We start from the raw sequence: 18,233 nt of genomic DNA on the forward strand, positions 1-18,233 counted from the left end.
GGTGAATCGACATAGTCTCCTACCGTACTCGGAGGGGACTTGGGTGGGGCAACTTAGTCACACATCTTCCACTGGCCACCCTCATGGAGGAAGCGCTGTGTGGTGGTGTCTTGGCCGTCTTGAGTACGTACCGTGACGTCGGCGGATGCTCGGTCTCCATTGACCAAGACGTTACTGACTGAATCAACGCCATTCTGGCTGGCATCAATACCCATTTCAGCGTAGGAAACATCTGGGATACCTGCAACGCTGAACGCCTCATGTCCACCGTTTGCCTGGATGACGCTTTCACAGGTGTTGCGCTCGATGGACTGAATCATGCCGTGCATGGAATTTTGTGCGTACACGTCCTCTAAGGTGCCGCGGATTGCTGCAGCGTCAGCATCACTTCCGGCCTGGCCACCCTCGATAGGAGCGACCTGTGCTTCTGGCGGATTTGAATTTTCGAATGGGTTGTCAACCGCATTTGCTGCTGAATCGCTGCCAGACGGACCTGCATTGGCTGCTGCGTTGGTATCAGCCGGCGCTTCCTGCGCAGCTGATGCCTTGCTAGACTCCGCAGCTGCTGATGCTTCCTGCGCCTTCTTTTCTTCTTCGGCCTGCTTATCGTTGGTTGCGGTTGTGGTCTCGGCCGCGGAGGACGGAGATGATGCGGCAGTCGACTCCGCCGCTACATCGCCCTCGGAGCCACACGCCACGAGTGCGAGTGGCGCCACCATTGCTACAGCAGCAAGGGTCTTCTTGGTCTTGATTGAAACCTTCACGTAGTTACTCCTAGATTTGGGCCAAGGTTGGTTCCTTCTTAACTCACCAGTTTTATCGCTTAGATACCCGGATTCGTTTCAAAGGACTTCCAACTGCGACGAAAATTCTTACGGCCTAGATTCAGTTGTATATCTTTCAGATGTACATCTGATTACTAATACAAGCAATAAAACTTGTATCTTCAATAAAAATACTGTGCCGCTCGCGCCGCGAACTTGCCCCAGGGAAAACAATTACCCCACGACACTAACAACCCAAACTTGATGACTCCTTTAAATACTTCGCAAAAAATACTGTGAGAAACTGCTCTTCCTGAATGCAATCGGATGTAATGGGATGCAAACAGAATGGCTACCGCACTGCAGGGTTGAGTACTCTAAAGCATTATGCAGCTCTCACGTCGGACAATTGTCGAAGCGGCCTTCGAAATCCTTGATGCCTACGGCTTCCCCGATATGACGATGCGCCGCGTCGCGTCCCACCTCAATGTGGCTCCCGGCGCGTTGTATTGGCACGTGGCTAATAAGCAGGAGCTCATCACTGCCATTGCTGAAGAAATTGTTGCCGATGTTCACCACGCTGACGAGACTGTCACCCCCATTGAGTTGTCCGAACTATTTAGGACGTGTTTATTAAGGCATCGTGACGGAGCAGAAATAGTCACAGCGTCAATGTCTCAACCCAATTCCATTGTTCACACCCAAGTATTGGAAAGTTTTTACCGATCTATTCGCTTTCATTTCGGATCGGAAGATGAAGATGTGACGAATCTACGATCCGCGGCGTATGGCCTTGTACACCTCACTCTGGGCTCGGTACTCATCGAGCAATCTAGCAAACAGTTTGCGGCCGACACTGGAGCAACTAGCAGCACAATTGAGAGCGAACCTGACAGTGAATCTGTGGCCAATGTCGAACTCTCCCGACGGTCGGTTGAGTTGCTTTTACAAGGATTGCGACACTCGTAGTTCCAGACTGGAAACGGCACTACCCGCAACCTTGCACTAGCATGAGGGCTTATGACAGAAGTCGCAGCTGAAATACACCAGGTTTGGCCTGGGGAACCCTACCCACTCGGTTCTAAATACGATGGTGCAGGCACAAATTTCGCCCTCTTTTCTAATGTTGCTGAAAAAGTCGAACTCTGCCTCATTGATCGTGCCGGCGAAGAGGTCCGCATTGAGCTCAGAGAAGTAGATAACCACGTCTGGCATGCCTATCTTCCAGGCGTTGTTCCTGGACAGCGCTATGGTTATCGAGTCCACGGCCCGTGGAATCCCCAAGACGGCAAGCGTTGTGATCCCAACAAATTGTTGGTCGACCCATATGCACGTGCCTTCGACGGCGAGTTCGACGGCGACGCGTCTCTGTTCTCGTACGATATTTACGCTGACCCTCCTGGCTCCGGCCGGAACGAGGAGGACTCCCTCGGTCACACGATGTTGTCTGTCGTTGTCAACCCTTTCTTTGACTGGGGCGATGACCGCGCACCGAAGATCCCGCACAACGAGACGGTGATTTACGAGACGCACGTCAAGGGCATGACAGCCACGCACCCGGAGGTACCAGAGCATCTACGTGGCACCTACGCTGGTATGGCTCACCCTGCCGTGATCGATTACTTCAAGGATCTTGGCGTCACTTCGGTGGAATTGATGCCGGTGCATCAGTTCTTGCAGGATGATCGTCTACGCGATCTTGGCTTGCGCAACTACTGGGGCTATAACACCTTTGGGTTCTTTGCTCCCCAGCAGGATTACGCTTCCGGCGACAAACCAGGAAATGCCGTGTCCGAGTTCAAGGGGATGGTCCGCTCGTACCACGAAGCAGGCATTGAGATTATCCTTGATGTGGTCTACAACCACACGGCAGAGGGCAATCACCTTGGTCCAACTATTGCTTTCCGCGGTATCGATAACGAAGCGTACTACCGCCTCGTTGACGGTGACAAGTTCCACTACATGGACTACACCGGCACCGGTAACTCCTTAAATGTGCGCGATCCACACTCGCTGCAATTGCTGATGGATTCGTTGCGTTACTGGATTACAGAGATGCACGTCGACGGGTTCCGCTTTGATCTCGCGTCCACGTTGGCCAGGGAGCTTAACGACGTTGACCGTCTTGCGACCTTCTTCGACCTGGTTCAACAAGACCCAGTTGTTTCCCAGACCAAGCTCATTGCTGAGCCTTGGGACGTAGGCCATGACGGCTACCAGGTAGGCAACTTCCCGGCCCTCTGGAGCGAATGGAATGGTAAGTACCGCGATACGGTGCGCGATTTCTGGCGCGGAGAGCCCGCCACCTTGGGTGAATTCGCATCCCGTATTACTGGTTCTTCTGACTTGTACCAGCACAATGGTCGTCGCCCAACCGCCTCGATCAACTTCATCACCGCACATGATGGCTTCACGCTCAATGACTTGGTGAGCTACAACGAGAAGCACAACTTGGCCAACGGTGAAGATAACCGCGACGGTGAATCCCATAACCGTTCGTGGAACCACGGAGTGGAGGGGCCTACAGACGACGAAGTTGTCAATGAGCTGCGCTCCCGCCAGATGCGTAACTTCCTGACTACGTTGCTCCTTTCGCAGGGAACGCCGATGATTTCTCACGGCGATGAAATGGCACGTACACAGGGTGGCAACAACAACGTCTACTGCCAAGACAACGAAATTGCGTGGATGAACTGGGACTTGCTCGACGAGCATCGTGAGCTGCACGACTTCACACGTCGTCTTCTGCGCATCCGCCAGTTGCACCCTGTATTCCGCCGCAGTCGATTCTTCGACGGTGGCCCGCTGGGTTCCGACGCTCAAGACCGCGACATCGCTTGGCTTGTACCCGACGGCAAGTTGATGACCCAAGAGGATTGGGATTTCGCCTTCGGGAAAGCCCTGATGGTCTACCTCAACGGTAACGCCATCCGCGAGCCCAACGACCGTGGTCAACGCATCGAAGATGACTCTTTCATTATGATGTTCAATGCCCACTACGAAGCCATCGAGTTCACCATTCCAGCAAAAAACCTGGGTTCCAAGTGGCAGCTCTTGGTAGATACCACCGAGAAAACTGGTTACCCTCTCGAACAGTCACTCGTTGTTCCGGGCGACGCAGTCACCGTTGAGGCTCGTTCGACGCTTATTCTGAAGCAGGTTGAAGCACCTGTGTTCGAAGAAGAACCAAAGCGTGAATTCGAAGTCTCGCCGAAGAATAAGTCGAAGGAAATTGCAACGCCGACTCGGAAAGAAGTGGTCAAGACCGAGTCAAAGCAGGAGCCAAAGAACGAGGTCAAGGCCGAAGTTAAGGCTGAGGTGGCAGAAGATGTCGCAATTGACGACGATTCCCAGCCTGACTCTACTTCAGCTGCCTCAAAGGGAGCCGAGGATCCAACTGCGGCAGACGCCTAAATAATCCTAAATATTTGATGTCTGCGGCTGCGGGTAGGATGAGCACAATTGCTTGTCCTACCCGCTTTCACATTGAAGGAGCACGTCGAAGTGATCGAAGCTCATGGCGCAACAATCATGGTGACCAATGAGACGATAAAGATCGTCCCAAGTGCATTAGCAGCCTCGCTGCGTGGGCTCCCCGGTGACACATCGATTGAAGTCGCTTCGGTAGAGGGCACTGCACTCAGAGAAGGTGACGCTTGGGATAGCTCGTTCGTGTCCATTAACACCTCGGCGGGCACCACAACGATCGAGTTCGCCCCTGGATCTCAAACAGCTGCAACAAGCCTCATCAACGCCATTGGCGCTGCCCAGCAGGGAAAGGCCACCGGGGAAGTTACTCCGACCGAAGTCCCAGGGCTGGATTTTGTCGGCTTTGATGTAGAAACGGCAAACGGCCAGTGGGGCTCGATCTGCCAGGTCGGAGCGGTCAAGATCATCGATGGGATCGAAACCGAACGAGTGTCCTGGTTGTGTACGCCACCTGAACCCTACAATTTCTTTGATCCATTTAACGTCGGAATTCACGGAATCACGCAAGACGATGTTGCCAATCAGCCTGCCTTCCACGAGCGTTTGGCCGAGTTGGTAGATTTCGTCGGGGATCTTCCCATCGTCGCGCATAATGCGCAGTTTGATGCGACGGCATTGCGGGATGCCTGTATCGCTGCAGACGAGCCCATTCCGCACCTACTGTTTGCGTGTACCTTGGCGCAATCGAGGGCTAGTTCCCTTCAAGTCGAAAACCATAAGCTTCCTACCGTTGCAGCGGAACTGGGCATTGAGTTTTCCAACCACCACGACGCTGCTGCGGATGCCTCGGCGGCGGCCGAGATCATGGTCGAATTCGCGCGCCGGGCAGGCCATTCCGGAAATTTGATGGAGTTCGTCCATGCAAGTGGTTTCACCCTTGGTGTGATTGAGGATCATCGCGTTGTACCGGTATTAAAGGACCGCTCCGGTGCCTCGCGCGCCCTGCAGGCCTCCCGCCTAGCACAAATTGAATCGGGAGACAGTGCCCCCGAAGTTGATCTTTCTCCCGCACCAGAAGTATCGGGAGCTGGAACCGATCAGCCGTCGCGTCGAGGCCCCGCACCATGGCAGTCCGTGTCCACCCCTGATGAAATTCCTGAGCCGAACCAAGCCGCCGACCCAAATAACCCCTTGTTTGGTCAAAACGTCACGCTCACTGGAGAGTTTGAGCCCTTTGATAAGGGGACACTCTGGCAGGGAATTGCCAACGCTGGTGGCCAGGTAGCGAAAAACGTGACGAAGAAAACCACAATTTTGGTCACCGGTGTCTGGGCCACAATGACATCGAAAGAAAAACGCGCTCGAGAGCTAATGGAAAAGGGCCAAGACATCGAAATCTGGTCGGAAGAAAAGTTGCTCGAAGTCCTCGGCCTCGACGAGCAGCCACCCTTCTAAACTTTTCGGGGCTCCCAGGGAACCTAAGACCTAACAGCGCAGTCTAAGTAAGTAATCAGTTTTTAGCTTATTGCCTACTAAGGGGACTTCCCATGACTACTGCATTAGCATCGCCCGTACGTTCCGCCTCGCCCGGTGAGCGGTTAGAGGTGTATCTGCAGTTGGTTCGTTCTAAGGCAGGCAACTCAGCCACGCCGTGGAAAGGGACACCTTCTGCAGAACGCAACCCCGAACTGATGCTTTCGCGCGATTTCTCATGCGCTCTCGTGGATCACGAAGGGCTGCCACTGGCGCACAACGCGTTGGGGACATCTGGGTTAAGTATCCGCAAGGCGTGGGATTTAGCCGCATCGCAGCTGCTTTATCGGCACAGTTTTTCGGAAGGCACAGAATTCCTTGTCCGGGATGCACGACTGCGTAGCCAGCAGAACGCTGTCCTGGGGCTCGAGGTGTCATTCAAACACTCCCCTGCAGCTGCCTGGCTAGCACATCCCTACACCTTTTCGGTGCTCCACCAGCATTTTCACAACCTCGTTCGGCCCGCAAAGTCGTTGGTTTATGCCACGACTGACCAGCTGGATTTGTTCGTTTTTGATGCGCACCCCCACGAACTCAGCGCCACGTTCGAGTCTGAAAAAGCACGGATGTCACTCATCGTTTATTCCCTAGGTTTTCCATTAAGCCGCTAGGCGCACACAGCTGAATCCAATAAAACCTATAGTCTTGTAGCAGAAGATGTCTGCAAATTGAGGAGTCTTACGTGCGCCGTCCCATTTCGTCCACATACCGCTTGCAATTGCGTGGTCCGAAAGCTGACCCCGGAGGTCGTTCCTTCGGCTTTGCGGAAGCGGAAGCCCAAGTTCCCTATTTAAAGCGCCTTGGGGTCTCACACATTTACTTGTCTCCGATTCTGACCGCAATTCCCGAATCGAATCACAATTACGATGTCACCGACCCAACGGAAGTCAATCCTGAGCTCGGCGGCATCGAGGGTCTGCGCTCTCTTGCCCGAACGGCGCAGGAAGCGGGTTTAGGTCTGATCGTTGATATCGTCCCGAATCACCTCGGCGTCGATCAACCAAAGCTCAACCGCTGGTGGTGGGACGTGTTGAAGAACGGGCAGGAATCCGACTTCGAGCCCTACTTCGATATCGATTGGCACGAAGATAACGGTGCGGGTGGCAAGCTGGGAATGCCTATCTTGGGCTCCGAGGGTGATGAAAAGGTCCTCGAATTGCAATATCACGAGGACATAGACGAAATTGTTCTGGCCTATTACGAAAATTATTTCCCGGTCGCGCCCGACACGTGCGAGGGCCTTGAGGATGACCCGCTGCAGGTCTATGACCGGCAGTGTTACAGGTTAATGTACTGGCGCGACGGCGTCATTTCCTACCGCCGGTTCTTCTCCGTCAACGGTCTCGCAGGCATTCGCCAAGAGGACCCCCTCGTCTTTGAACATTCTCACCGCATCCTGCGTGAGCTCATTGCCGAAGACCTCATTGATGGCGTCCGCGTTGACCATCCCGATGGTTTGAGCAATCCTTTCGACTATTTGAATCGCTTGCGTAATCTCGTGGGTCCTGACCGGTGGCTCATCATTGAAAAGATCCTTGACGTTTCCGAGCCGCTTGATCCGCGTCTCGCAGTCGATGGCACGACGGGCTATGACGCACTGCGTGAATTCGACGGTGTGTTCATCTCGCGCGAAGCCGAAGACAATCTGTCCATGTTGGCTCTGCAACAAACAGGCTCCACATGGGACGAAGGCGCAATTGAGGCCACGGAACAGCATTTGAAGCGAGAAGTCGCTCGTGAAGAATTAGGTGCTGAGGTTCGCCGACTTGCACGCGCGATTAGGCGTGATAACTTCTCCACGGCCGGGGTTCTTGTCTCTGAATCGGAGTTGATTTCCACCATCGTCGAGCTTGTGGCGGCCATGCCCGTCTACCGCGCCGACTATGTCTCGCTGTCTCGGATTACCTCGAGTGTCGTCGCAGATATGTCGAAGCGTTTCCCTTCCCGGCGCGACGCTCTCGATCTCATCGCAGCAGCCCTCTTAGCCAACGGCGAGGCTAAGACCCGCTTCGCTCAGGTCTGCGGTGCTGTCATGGCCAAAGGCGTCGAGGACACCACGTTCTACCGGGCATCTCGCCTCGTGGCACTACAAGAAGTTGGCGGGGCACCCGGCAGGTTTGGGGTCTCGGCCGCCGAGTTCCATCTGTTGCAACAAGAACGCCAAACGCTCTGGCCTAAGGCGATGACCACTCTGTCAACCCATGACACGAAGCGCAGCGAAGACACCCGAGCCCGCATTATTGAGTTGACCGAATTCCCCAGCGAATTCGCGGAACTTGTGTCCACGATTAGTGCGGTGGTTCCCTCACCAGACAAGGGAACGAGCCATTTCCTCATCCAAAACATTATCGGGGTGTGGCCGGCAGACGGAGAGATCACTGATTCTCTGCGTAACCGTCTTCATGAATACGCGCTCAAGGCAGTTCGTGAAGCCGGGGTGCACACTTCGTGGGTGGATCAAGACTCAGCCTTTGAAACCGCTATCATCGACTGGATCGATGCCCTGCTCGATGGCCCCGCAACCTCGCAGATCACCGAGTTTGTAAAGAAAATCAATCGCGGTGCAGTCCAAATTTCTCTCGGACGCAAGATGTTGCAGCTCATCGGTCCGGGGATCCCCGATACTTACCAGGGGCAGGAGTTTTTCGACGATTCCCTTGTGGACCCCGACAACCGTCGCTTCGTTGACTACACGGCTCGTAACCAGTCCCTCGAACAAATTGGTGGCGAAGGTGACCTCGAACGCATTGTGGCCGATGCTCGCAATGAGGAATCTGATGAGGAGGTGCTTGGTCCATACCCACATCTGAGGCAATGGAAGGACCGCGCGAAGCAGGCCGTGGTCTACCGTGGTTTAACCCTCCGTCGCCAATTCCCCGATATCTTCCTTCGCGGTGAGCATCAGGCCGTATTCGGAGTTGGCGTGGCGGAAAGCCATCTCGTGGGTACGGCGCGCGGCGATGCGGACCTTCCAGGAACTGATGGAATCGCGGTCATTGCTTTGGCGACGCGTCGTCCGTTGGTCTTGGAAGCAAACGGCGGCTGGCGCGATACTACGGTGACCCTGCCGAAGGGCGATTGGGTCGATCGGCTCACAGGCAAGGTATTTTCAGGCACGGTGCTTGTTTCGGAAGTGCTTGATCTCCTACCGACAGCTCTCTTGGTCTCTCGGCGCTTGGAGGAACTTGCAGCAAGTATGTCCACCAACTAATCAGATGCTCCGGTAGGCTGTGAAAACTATGTCTGCGAACACCATTGCCCTGTTAGGAACGAAGTACCACGATTGGGTGAGGGCACACCCGGGTGCAGCTGAAGACGTAAAAGACGCGTTGGAGGATCTGCTCACCGATGCTGGCGTGAACTTCGACACCGTTGATGCCCGGGTAAAAACATGGAATTCGCTCAAAGCGAAGGCTCGGAAGCGGCGCCCGGACGGTTCGCTTTCCTACCCCAATCCTTGGGAGGACATTCACGATATCGTGGGTGCGCGGATCACCGTGTTGCACTCGACGGAAATCCCAGTGGTGCTTGATATCCTGGCCAATTCCTTCAACATTTTGCGCAGCGTGGACAAAGCACTAGAAACCAAGGTGTCGGGTGGATTTGGCTACGGTTCGCACCACCTTGTTGTCGAGGTGACCGACGACTCCGACGGCTTGGAGGACTATATCGGGCTGGATTTCGAGATCCAGGTGCGCACAGTCTTGCAGCATGCGTGGGCGGAATTCGAACACGATATTCGCTACAAGCGTGGCACAGGTGAGCTGGATCCACAGGTTGATCGGTCATTTACGCTGGCAGCTGGCCTCATCGAGCTTGCAGATCAGCAATTCGACCAGATTGCTGCCCTGCAGGACCCAGAGCATTTCCGCGTCGATGAGTCTGAAATTCAGCTTTCGGAAGAAACCCTGCCCGGAATCCTTGCCATGCTGGTGGGAACTAGGTTCCCGCGCTCACGCTCCGAGCATTATCGGTGGCTGACAGAACTCTTGCATGCCAACGGCGTGACAACGGTACAGGAACTATCCGACCTGCTCAATGACACCGACATCGAGACAGTGTCCAAGGCCATGAAGTACCGCTTCCAGCCGGGCCAGGTGCGCATTATCGACGACCTCCTGCTCAACCGGTTCGGCGAGGACCACATTAAGCGCACAGGCCATTCTGGGAATAGGTCCGAACAGCGCACGGCCCGCCTCAAGCAACGCCTCAAATTATTGCGCAACGCCCAGGCATCGGACTAGGCCAACTACTCGCCAACTACTCGCGGCGTCCTCGGAGCTGGTCGAGTTGACGGCGTTCACGCTTCGTCGGCCGACCCGCGCCACGGTCACGTTGCGGGATAGAAGCCAAGATTTCCTTCGGTGGTGGTGGCGGTGAATGGTCGATATAGCACGACCGAGCCACAGAGGCGCCGACGCGTTTGCGTACAGTCGCGGCCACTTCCACATCAAAGGTGCGATGGTCTTTCCACACCCGAACCCGGTCACCGGGAACAACTTGCTGGGCGGGTTTTGTCGACTCGTCGTTAAGCTTGACGTGCCCGGCGCGCACGGCCTTGGCTGCGTCGCTTCGCGTCTTAAAAAGGCGCACGGCCCACACCCACACGTCGATTCGAACTGGAGAGCCGTCGGGCGAAGTCATGGGTGAATTAATTGTTGTCCTTGTGCTTGATAATCTTTTGAACCTTGTTGTAATTGACCACGCCACCGATAACGGCGACAACGAAACCAATGATCACCAAGGTCCATGAGCCGAAGAGAAGACCCAGAGCGATACCACCGACCACTCCACCGCCTGCCCACAGGACGGCATTCTTGGAGTACTTGCGAACTGCATCTTTACGTGACTGAATAGGGTTTGGATTACGACGCTGCATTGACATGTAACTAGTTTATCCGTTTTTGAAACCGGAGTCGGATTCCACCCATGCATGGCCAGCTTCCGCGGTTTCGGCGCGGCCCTGGGTAATGGCGGCCAGGCGGTCGTCGAGAAGCGTGCGTCCTCCTGGCTCACATGCAAGCGTGTACGTTGCGGCCCGACCGTACTCGACGCCGACGATGGTCACGCCTTGATTGCGCAGCTCCGCCTCGATGCGGCCGGCTTCGGCGTGGGGGAAATCTACCGTGAAAAGGTCCTGCTTGCTGCGGGTGACGCGCCTCACCGAGGGCAAGGCCTCGCTGACCGAGTTGGAATAGGCATGCACCAAGCCCCCGGCACCAAGCTTGATGCCGCCGAAGTAGCGCACTACCACCACCGCGATATCGAGCATGCCCGAGCCTTTTACCACGTCCAACATGGGTTTTCCTGCGGTGCCGGAGGGTTCGCCGTCGTCGCTGGAGCGCTCGATGGGGTTGGACCCTTCCACGTTAAACACATAGGCGGAACAGTGGTGGCGCGCATCCGGGTACGCCGTGCGCGCGGCCGTGATCAATTCGCGGGCTTCTTCCTCGGTTTGGGCGCGCTGAATCCAGGTAATGAACCGCGAACGTTTGATTTCCCAATCGTGGGTAAATAGCTCGCCGGCTGAGGGTAATTCATAACTGGTCAGCATTAGTGAGCATCTTACCTGGCAGACTGTCGGTCTTTTCCATAGCCTAGGAAGCATGATTGCTATGGAACCGTACCAAGTATGGGCACCCATCGCCCACAATGTTCGCCTGCGACTTCAATCCACCCAAGGCCCCGAACTCCTAGAGATGCACCGCGACCCGCACCGTTCGGGGTGGTGGGTCTGCGACCAGATTGCCCAGGTCGATGATCGCTATGGTTTCGAGGTCTTTGATGGCACTGAATGGTCGATTACGCTTCCCGATCCGCGCACAACTTCCCAGCCCGACGGCATTCACGGGCTCTCGCGAATCCTTGACGCGGACTTTGAGTGGACAGACGAGGAGTGGACCGGCCGGATCCTGTCGGCACAGGTCCTCTACGAGTTGCACGTGGGCACCTTTACGCCGGAAGGGACGTTTGAGGCGATCGTCGATAAGCTAGATTATTTGCGTGAGCTGGGCGTGACGACGATTGAGCTCCTGCCTGTCCAACCGTTCGGCGGCGAGCGGAACTGGGGTTATGACGGAGTGGATTGGTTCGCCGTACAGGAATCCTACGGCGGTGCGGCCGGGTTGAAAAAGCTGGTCAACGAAGCCCACCGGAGAAACATCGGAGTTGTGCTCGACGTGGTGTACAACCACTTCGGCCCCGACGGAAACTACACGGGATTCTTCGGACCCTACACAGCGGGTGGCTCCACGGGTTGGGGCGAAGTGATCAACATCTCCGGCAATGGCTCGGATGAGGTGCGTCGCTACATTCTTGATGCCGTGCACCAATGGCTCGACGAGTTCCACATCGACGGGCTTCGCCTAGACGCGGTACATTCCTTGGACGACCGGGGTGCGTTCTCCATCATGGAGCAGATCCAGTATGTCGCCGACCAGGTCGAGGCTCGCACCGGCGTGCCGCGGGTGATCATCGCCGAAAGCGACTTGAATGATCCTCGCCTGATTACTCCGGAAGAAAATGGTGGCTACGGCTTGGCAGGCCAATGGGTCGACGATATCCACCACGCCCTGCACACTGTAGTGTCTGGGGAATCTCATGCTTATTACGAGGACTTTGGCTCAATCGAGATCCTTGCCGACACCTTGCGCAATGGGTTCAGGTTCCGCAATAGCTATTCCGGTTTCCGCGGACGAACGCACGGGCGTGCCCTCGATCTGACCACCACCCCGCCTTGGCGTTTGGTCACTTATACGACAACACACGATCAGACCGGAAATCGCGCCCAGGGAGATCGTCCATCGATGAACCTCACCCCGCGCCAGCAGGTGCTCAAGGCTGCGGTGATCTATCTCTCGCCGTTTACCCCGATGCTATTTATGGGTGAAGAGTTCGGCGCACAGACTCCGTTTCCGTTCTTCTGCTCGCACACTAACGACGAGCTCAACCGCCTGACCAGGGAGGGCCGCTTCCGCGAATTCGCGCGCTCGGGCTGGGACCCGAAGGATGTGCCGGACCCGTCTGCTGCCGAGACCTTTGAATCTGCGAAGTTGGAGTGGAATTTCACATCTGAGCAGCTCGAAATCCACCAGGCTTACACCACGCTGCTGCGCCTGCGAAAGGATCTCCGCCTGGTGCGCTCTGACCTGCGAGAACTCCAGGTCGAGCACGGCGATAACTGGTTGACAATGGGCTACGAGGATGTCGTGCTGGCCGTGAACTTCTCGAACACCGAAGTCACCCTGCCGATTGGCGGGGACTTGGTGTATTCGTTTAGCTCGCCAGAGGTGACCGAAGAAACGACAACTCTCGACGAGTGGGGGTTCGCGCTAATCCAGCGCTAGTTGCCCACGATAAATTCGTACTCAGACGTGCCCGGCATGAGACGCTTGAAGCCAATGGACGAGGAATCCATGCGCTCAAGTAGCGGCTCGAGGTCCCGGGCACGCTGTAGTTCAACGCCGACGAGTGCCGCACCGGTATCTCGGTTGTTCTTCTTCAAGTACTCAAACAGTGCGATGTCGTCGTTTTCTCCGAGCACATCATTGATGAAAATCCGCAGCTGACCTGGCTTTTGTGGGAAGTTCACCAAAAAGTAGTGCTTCAAACCACGGTGCACCAGGGAGCGCTCCATGATTTCTGCATACCGCAGCACATCGTTGTTGCCTCCGGAGATAATGCACACCACCGTTGAACCAGGAGCAAGGTGAACTTCGCTCAGACCAGCCACCGACAACGCACCCGCTGGCTCCGTAATGATGCCCTCGTTTTGGTAGAGCTCGAGCATCTCTGTAGCCACTGACCCTTCATCAGCGCTAAGTAGATGGATCCGGCCGAGATTTTGCTCGACAATCTTGTAGTTCAAATCGCCTGTGCGTTTGACCGACGCTCCATCAACAAATGTATCTACGTCGCTAAGCGTGACCGGTCCCCCGTTAGCCAACGCGGCCTGCAACGATGGTGCGCCAGTTGGTTCGACTCCGACGATGGCGGTGCGTGGCGACATATCTGCCAAATACGAGGTCACGCCGGAGAGTAGGCCTGCACCACCGACGGGAACGAGGATGGTGTCAAGGGACTTGCCCAAACTAGTGAGCTGCGAGACAATCTCGGCAGCCACGGTGCCTTGACCGATGACGGTATCGCGGGCATCAAAAGGCTCGATCATCGTTGCTCCGCGTGCTGCTGCATCTTCGCGAGCAAACTTCGCTGCCTCGTCGAAGTTACTGCCAACGACGACGAGTTCAACCTGGTCACCGCCGTGGACTTTGATGCGCTCACGCTTTTGTTGTGGCGTATTGTCAGGAACGAAAATCCGGCCTTCAACGCCCATCGCACGGCAGGCGTACGCCACACCCTGGGCGTGATTACCCGCGGATGCCGCGACAACACCAGCGTCGCGCTGTTCTGGTGACAGTTGCGTCATGGCATAGTAAGCGCCACGAATCTTATACGAGCGTACATCCTGCAAGTCTTCCCGTTTGAGGTAAACCTCGACCCCATGCTGCTGCGACAGGCGTGGGCAATACTGCAGCGGAGTCGGCGCAATCACGCTGGAAATACTGGCCTGCGCCACCTGTATATCTGATGCGCGGATTGGCTGAAACTCGCTCGATTGACTCATGGGTACTTAGTTTAGACCCTTCGTCGTTTTGGTCTCGAACTGTGCCCTAAGTTAATCCAGCCCAGGATCGCATATTCCTTATGACACGTCACCTAATGTTCATGCCGACTCAACCAATAGGATACTTTCAGTCCATTGCCAGCTTACTTTCAGCTAATAGAAATAACTAGGTTCAGCTCTATTTCCCTAATGTTCTTTTTGTTTGAAAGGTCCCAGCCGTGTCTATCCGCCGCCGTGGCATTGCCATCGCTATTGCAACCGCAACCACGCTTTCAGTTGCAGCCGTTCCTGCACATTCCGCCGTCGTGGACAATGTCTACACCCACAATGCGGACAATCCTTCGGTTTCCCTTGATGCCATCGGCACCTATGAGACCGGTGTGTTCGATGCTTCGGCAGCCGAGATTGTCGCCTACCACGCTGCCTCGAAGCGCATCTTGACGGTAAATGCACAGTCCGGCAAGATCGATGTGCTCAATGCAGCCGATCCAACTCAGCTCACCCTGATCGGCACCGTCTCCGGTGGCGCAGATACCACTATCAACTCGGTTGCCGTGCGCGAAGACGGACTTGCAGTTGCTGCAGTCCAGCCGGCAAACAAGACCGATGAGGGCCAACTCATTTTCTTCGATGCTGCGGCGGAAACCCCCGGTACTGTCCTTGGCAGCGTCAAGGTCGGTGCACTACCTGATGCAGTGACCATGAACCCCGAAGGCACCTACGCTCTCGTTGCTAACGAGGGCGAACCAGCCGAAGATTACAGCTACGACCCAGAGGGTTCGGTTTCCGTCGTTGCACTTAACGACGATGTGACGGCTTCCACCCAAGACCAGGTTCGCACCGCTGATTTCCAAAAATACAATGCTGAGGGCGCACTTCCTGAAGGCGTGCACATCTTCGGTCAGGTCGGCGATTCCAAGACCGTGGCACAAAACCTTGAGCCTGAGTACATCACGGTCTCTGGTTCTAAGGCATATGTCTCCCTGCAGGAGAATAACGCGATCGCGGTCATCGACATTGCTACTGCCTCGGTAGAAGAAATCTGGCCTTTGGGCTACGTGGACCGCACCAAGGTCGCTTTTGATGCGTCCGACCGTGACGACGCCATTAATATGCGCACCGATCTCCCCATCAAGTCCATCCGCCAGCCAGATACAATCGGTTCCTACGAAGTAGGCGGTCAGACTTACATTGTCACCGCGAACGAGGGCGATTCCCGCGACTGGGACGGCTACTCAGAAGAGGCTCGCATCAAGGACCTCAACGGTGTGAAGAACCCAGCATTGTGTGAGGGTTTCCAGGGCATGACGGCAGAAGAGATCAAGTCGTTCCAATCGGATGCTGAAGCCGGTCGCCAGAACATCTCCTTGGCCTTCGGTTTTAACGAAGAGAAGAATTGCTACGAAGAGCTCTACAGCTTTGGTGGTCGCAGTTTCTCCATCTTCACCGCGGACGGCACCTTGGTCTATGACTCCGGCTCCGAGTTCGAAGAAGTCACCGCTGCAGCGATCCCCGACTTCTTTAACTCCAACCACACGGAATCTAAGTTTGACGGTCGTTCTGACGATAAGGGTCCGGAGCCAGAGGGCTTGGCGCTGGGCACCATCGGCGATCGTACCTACGCCTTCGTCGGATTTGAGCGCATCGGTGGCATCATCGTGTACGACATCACCGATCCTAAGAACGCGGCATTCGTCACCTACGTCAACAACCGCGACTTCGCCATTTCCATGGAAGACTTCGAGGACGACGCTGCAGCAACCGCAGAGAACCTGCCAAAGGCCGGAGACCTTGGCCCAGAAGGCCTCGCCTTCGTTGCAGCTGCGGATTCACCAAACAATAAGAACCTGCTTATTGTCGGCAGTGAAGTCTCGGGCACCACCACCGTTTGGCAGGTCGATGACCTCCTCGAAGGCCAAGAAGGACCTGGTGGGGACGGAGATGCGGACTCGAACGGTTCGTCGAAGCTGTCCTCTGGTAGCTCCTTCGGTTCTTCCAACTAGGGCAAAAGTCGTATTTAACCACAGCAGAGCTCCGCGGGTGCGCTATATTAGTTTTCATTCCCGTTTTTTAGAACACCCGTAGGAGTTTCTTGTGAATCGTCGTTTGTCTGTCGCTGTAGCAACCATTGCGGCCACTGCCCTTGCGGGAGTTGGCACTGTCTCTGCTGCAGAGCCCACCCAGGACCAGTCCTCCGTAGCTTCCCTGTCGTCTGGTTCCTCGGTGGACACTGCTCCAACCACTACACCTGGTACCGGTACAGACGAATCTGCTTTCTCCAGCAAGCTGCTGGAATTGAATCAGATCAGCCCAGAGACCCAGAATACTGTTAACCAGGTCAGCCTCGTGCTCACCATCATCGCAGCAGTATTTCAAACGGCAGCCGTAGCAATTCCAATCATCCGCTACTTCCAGCCAGACTTCCTGCGCTTCTAAACAGCGCTTCTAGTCTGCCCACGAAGGAAAACCAGAGGCGCGGTTCCCACCGCAGTAGGTGGAAACCGCGCCTCTTTTGTCGTCGTCAAGCGAATGCTTAGCCGAACAGCTCCTTGGAAGCAATCTCGGCACCCTTGACCAGGGACTCAAGCTTTGCCCATGCGATCTGGTGGTGCAGGCGACCGCCCAAGCCACAGTCGGTGGAGGCAACAACGTTCTCAGGGCCTACGACCTCAGCGAACTGGATGATGCGGTCAGCAACCAAGCGTGGGTGCTCGACTGCGTTGGTGGAGTGCGAAATCACACCTGGGTAAATCAGCTTGCCCTCAGGCAGCTTGCCGTTCTCCCACACGCGCCACTCGTGGCCGTGGCGAGGGGAAGCGCCTTCGAAGGAGTAGCCGCCAACATCGGCGCGGAGGATCTCGTCGATGATGTCGCCGAACTCGACGTCGGTGGTGTGTGGTCCGTGCCAGGAGCCCCAGCAAATGTGCAGACGAGTCTGCTCCTTTGGCAGGCCCTCGAGTGCGGAGTTGATGGCATCGACGCGGACGCGCAGCCATGCACGGTAATCCTCAAGAGTTGGCTCTGGGTTGATCTGGTCCCAGGACTCAGCCAGGTCAGGAGCGTCAAGCTGCACGGTGAAGCCTGCATCGGTGATTGCCTTGTACTCGTGGGAGAGTGCATCGGCACATGCCTGGACGAGCTCCTCGTCGGTGGCGTAGTACTCGTTCTTCAGACGTGCCGCGGATCCTGGGGACAGAGCTGCGATGAAACCGTCGGTTGCTCCAGCCTTCTCCATGGCGTGACGCAGGAACTTTGCGTCTGCTTCGACGTCTTCCTGGCCGATGTAGGTGACCTCACCGGTGAACTTTGGGTTGCCCACCTTGGCGCGACCGGTGAAAATGCCGGAGGTAGGGTCGTTGTATGCCTCAGAGAAGATCACACGGTCACGACGATCGGCGAAGCTGGTCAGCTCAATGTTGCCCGGGGTGGAGCGCTTGACTTCCTGGGAAGCCCAACGGTCTTCGTCGGTCATGGTCAGGCCGCCAAGGCGGGAGAAAGAGTAGTTCCACCATGCGCCGTAATCGACTGCACCGGAGGTGATGTGGCCGTACTCGCCCTCGTTGACGATGTCGATGCCCAGATCAACCTGGCGCTTGACCACATCGTCGGATGCCTTCTGCAGGATCTCGAAGAATTCTGCGTCCTCGATAGTGCCCTCAGCGCGGCGCTTATTAGCTTCCAGCAGCTCAGGGGTGCGCGGCAGGGAGCCCACGTGGGTGGTACGAATCTTGTTTACTGACATAAAAGTCTCAGTCTCCAAAAAATTTATAGTCGGAAATGACAGCCAGGCCGGGGCTCCGGAATTACAGGCTTGCAACGTGCCATTCTAATGTACGGATTGCGCCGTGTTTACATGGCAGCCCGACCGGGGCTCCGGGTTT

The 18,233-nt window shown here is 55.9% G+C and carries 15 protein-coding genes; 9 read left to right on the plus strand and 6 right to left on the minus strand.

The window, feature by feature from the left end; genetic code table 11:
• Positions 1–53 precede the first annotated feature (53 nt).
• Positions 54–764 (minus strand): hypothetical protein, encoded by a 711-nt coding sequence (locus tag ACXZ66_RS09270; RefSeq protein ID WP_458748317.1) that lies wholly within the window; start codon positions 762–764, stop codon positions 54–56.
• Positions 765–1,151: 387 nt separating this feature from the next.
• Between ACXZ66_RS09270 and ACXZ66_RS09275 the strand changes: the two genes are divergently transcribed.
• The 6 genes from ACXZ66_RS09275 (at position 1,152) to ACXZ66_RS09300 (ending at position 9,970) form a co-directional block, all read left to right on the plus strand.
• Positions 1,152–1,733 (plus strand): TetR family transcriptional regulator, encoded by a 582-nt coding sequence (locus ACXZ66_RS09275; RefSeq protein ID WP_458748319.1) that lies wholly within the window; start codon positions 1,152–1,154, stop codon positions 1,731–1,733.
• 51 nt (positions 1,734–1,784) lie between these two features.
• A complete protein-coding gene (glgX, locus tag ACXZ66_RS09280) occupies positions 1,785–4,178 on the plus strand; it encodes a glycogen debranching protein GlgX (RefSeq protein WP_458748321.1) in 2,394 nt (797 codons plus the stop codon).
• A gap of 90 nt (positions 4,179–4,268) precedes the next feature.
• Positions 4,269–5,648 carry a 3'-5' exonuclease gene (locus ACXZ66_RS09285; RefSeq protein WP_458748322.1) on the plus strand — a complete coding sequence of 460 codons (1,380 nt, stop codon included), beginning with the start codon at positions 4,269–4,271 and terminating at the stop codon, positions 5,646–5,648.
• A gap of 92 nt (positions 5,649–5,740) precedes the next feature.
• Positions 5,741–6,337, plus strand: coding sequence for a hypothetical protein (locus tag ACXZ66_RS09290; RefSeq protein ID WP_458748324.1), 597 nt, complete (start codon positions 5,741–5,743; stop codon positions 6,335–6,337).
• Positions 6,338–6,408: 71 nt separating this feature from the next.
• Positions 6,409–8,937: a malto-oligosyltrehalose synthase gene (treY, locus tag ACXZ66_RS09295; protein ID WP_458748325.1), complete on the plus strand. Its 2,529-nt coding sequence runs from the start codon at positions 6,409–6,411 to the stop codon at positions 8,935–8,937.
• Between the two features lie 28 nt (positions 8,938–8,965).
• Positions 8,966–9,970, plus strand: coding sequence for a GTP pyrophosphokinase (locus ACXZ66_RS09300; RefSeq protein ID WP_458748327.1), 1,005 nt, complete (start codon positions 8,966–8,968; stop codon positions 9,968–9,970).
• Between the two features lie 16 nt (positions 9,971–9,986).
• Here ACXZ66_RS09300 and ACXZ66_RS09305 read toward each other — a convergent pair whose 3' ends face one another.
• The 3 genes from ACXZ66_RS09305 to ACXZ66_RS09315 are packed head-to-tail and all read right to left on the minus strand — an operon-like array spanning position 9,987 to position 11,280.
• On the minus strand, positions 9,987–10,370 hold the full coding sequence (locus tag ACXZ66_RS09305) for an RNA-binding S4 domain-containing protein (RefSeq protein ID WP_458748329.1): 384 nt from the start codon (positions 10,368–10,370) through the stop codon (positions 9,987–9,989).
• A 7-nt stretch (positions 10,371–10,377) separates the two neighbouring features.
• Complete coding sequence (locus ACXZ66_RS09310; RefSeq protein WP_458748330.1) at positions 10,378–10,611, minus strand: hypothetical protein; 234 nt, start codon at positions 10,609–10,611, stop codon at positions 10,378–10,380.
• 9 nt (positions 10,612–10,620) lie between these two features.
• Entirely contained in the window at positions 10,621–11,280 is a 660-nt protein-coding gene (locus tag ACXZ66_RS09315) for an IMPACT family protein (RefSeq protein WP_458748332.1), read from the minus strand.
• A 52-nt stretch (positions 11,281–11,332) separates the two neighbouring features.
• On the opposite strand from ACXZ66_RS09315, the gene treZ reads away from it, so the two are divergent.
• Positions 11,333–13,072, plus strand: a complete 1,740-nt coding sequence (gene treZ, locus ACXZ66_RS09320; protein WP_458748334.1) for a malto-oligosyltrehalose trehalohydrolase — start codon at positions 11,333–11,335, stop codon at positions 13,070–13,072.
• Here the strand turns inward: treZ and ilvA are convergent.
• Positions 13,069–14,352: a threonine ammonia-lyase IlvA gene (ilvA, locus tag ACXZ66_RS09325; RefSeq protein WP_458748336.1), complete on the minus strand. Its 1,284-nt coding sequence runs from the start codon at positions 14,350–14,352 to the stop codon at positions 13,069–13,071. The genes treZ and ilvA overlap by 4 nt on opposite strands.
• Before the next feature lie 218 nt (positions 14,353–14,570).
• Between ilvA and ACXZ66_RS09330 the strand changes: the two genes are divergently transcribed.
• Positions 14,571–16,355: a choice-of-anchor I family protein gene (locus ACXZ66_RS09330; RefSeq protein WP_458748338.1), complete on the plus strand. Its 1,785-nt coding sequence runs from the start codon at positions 14,571–14,573 to the stop codon at positions 16,353–16,355.
• A gap of 91 nt (positions 16,356–16,446) precedes the next feature.
• A complete protein-coding gene (locus ACXZ66_RS09335; RefSeq protein WP_458748339.1) occupies positions 16,447–16,788 on the plus strand; it encodes a hypothetical protein in 342 nt (113 codons plus the stop codon).
• A gap of 97 nt (positions 16,789–16,885) precedes the next feature.
• On the opposite strand, the gene ACXZ66_RS09340 is transcribed toward ACXZ66_RS09335, so the two are convergent.
• Positions 16,886–18,094 (minus strand): cobalamin-independent methionine synthase II family protein, encoded by a 1,209-nt coding sequence (locus tag ACXZ66_RS09340; protein ID WP_458748340.1) that lies wholly within the window; start codon positions 18,092–18,094, stop codon positions 16,886–16,888.
• Positions 18,095–18,233: the final 139 nt, after the last annotated feature.

It is taken from the genome of Corynebacterium sp. S7 (assembly GCF_054401105.1).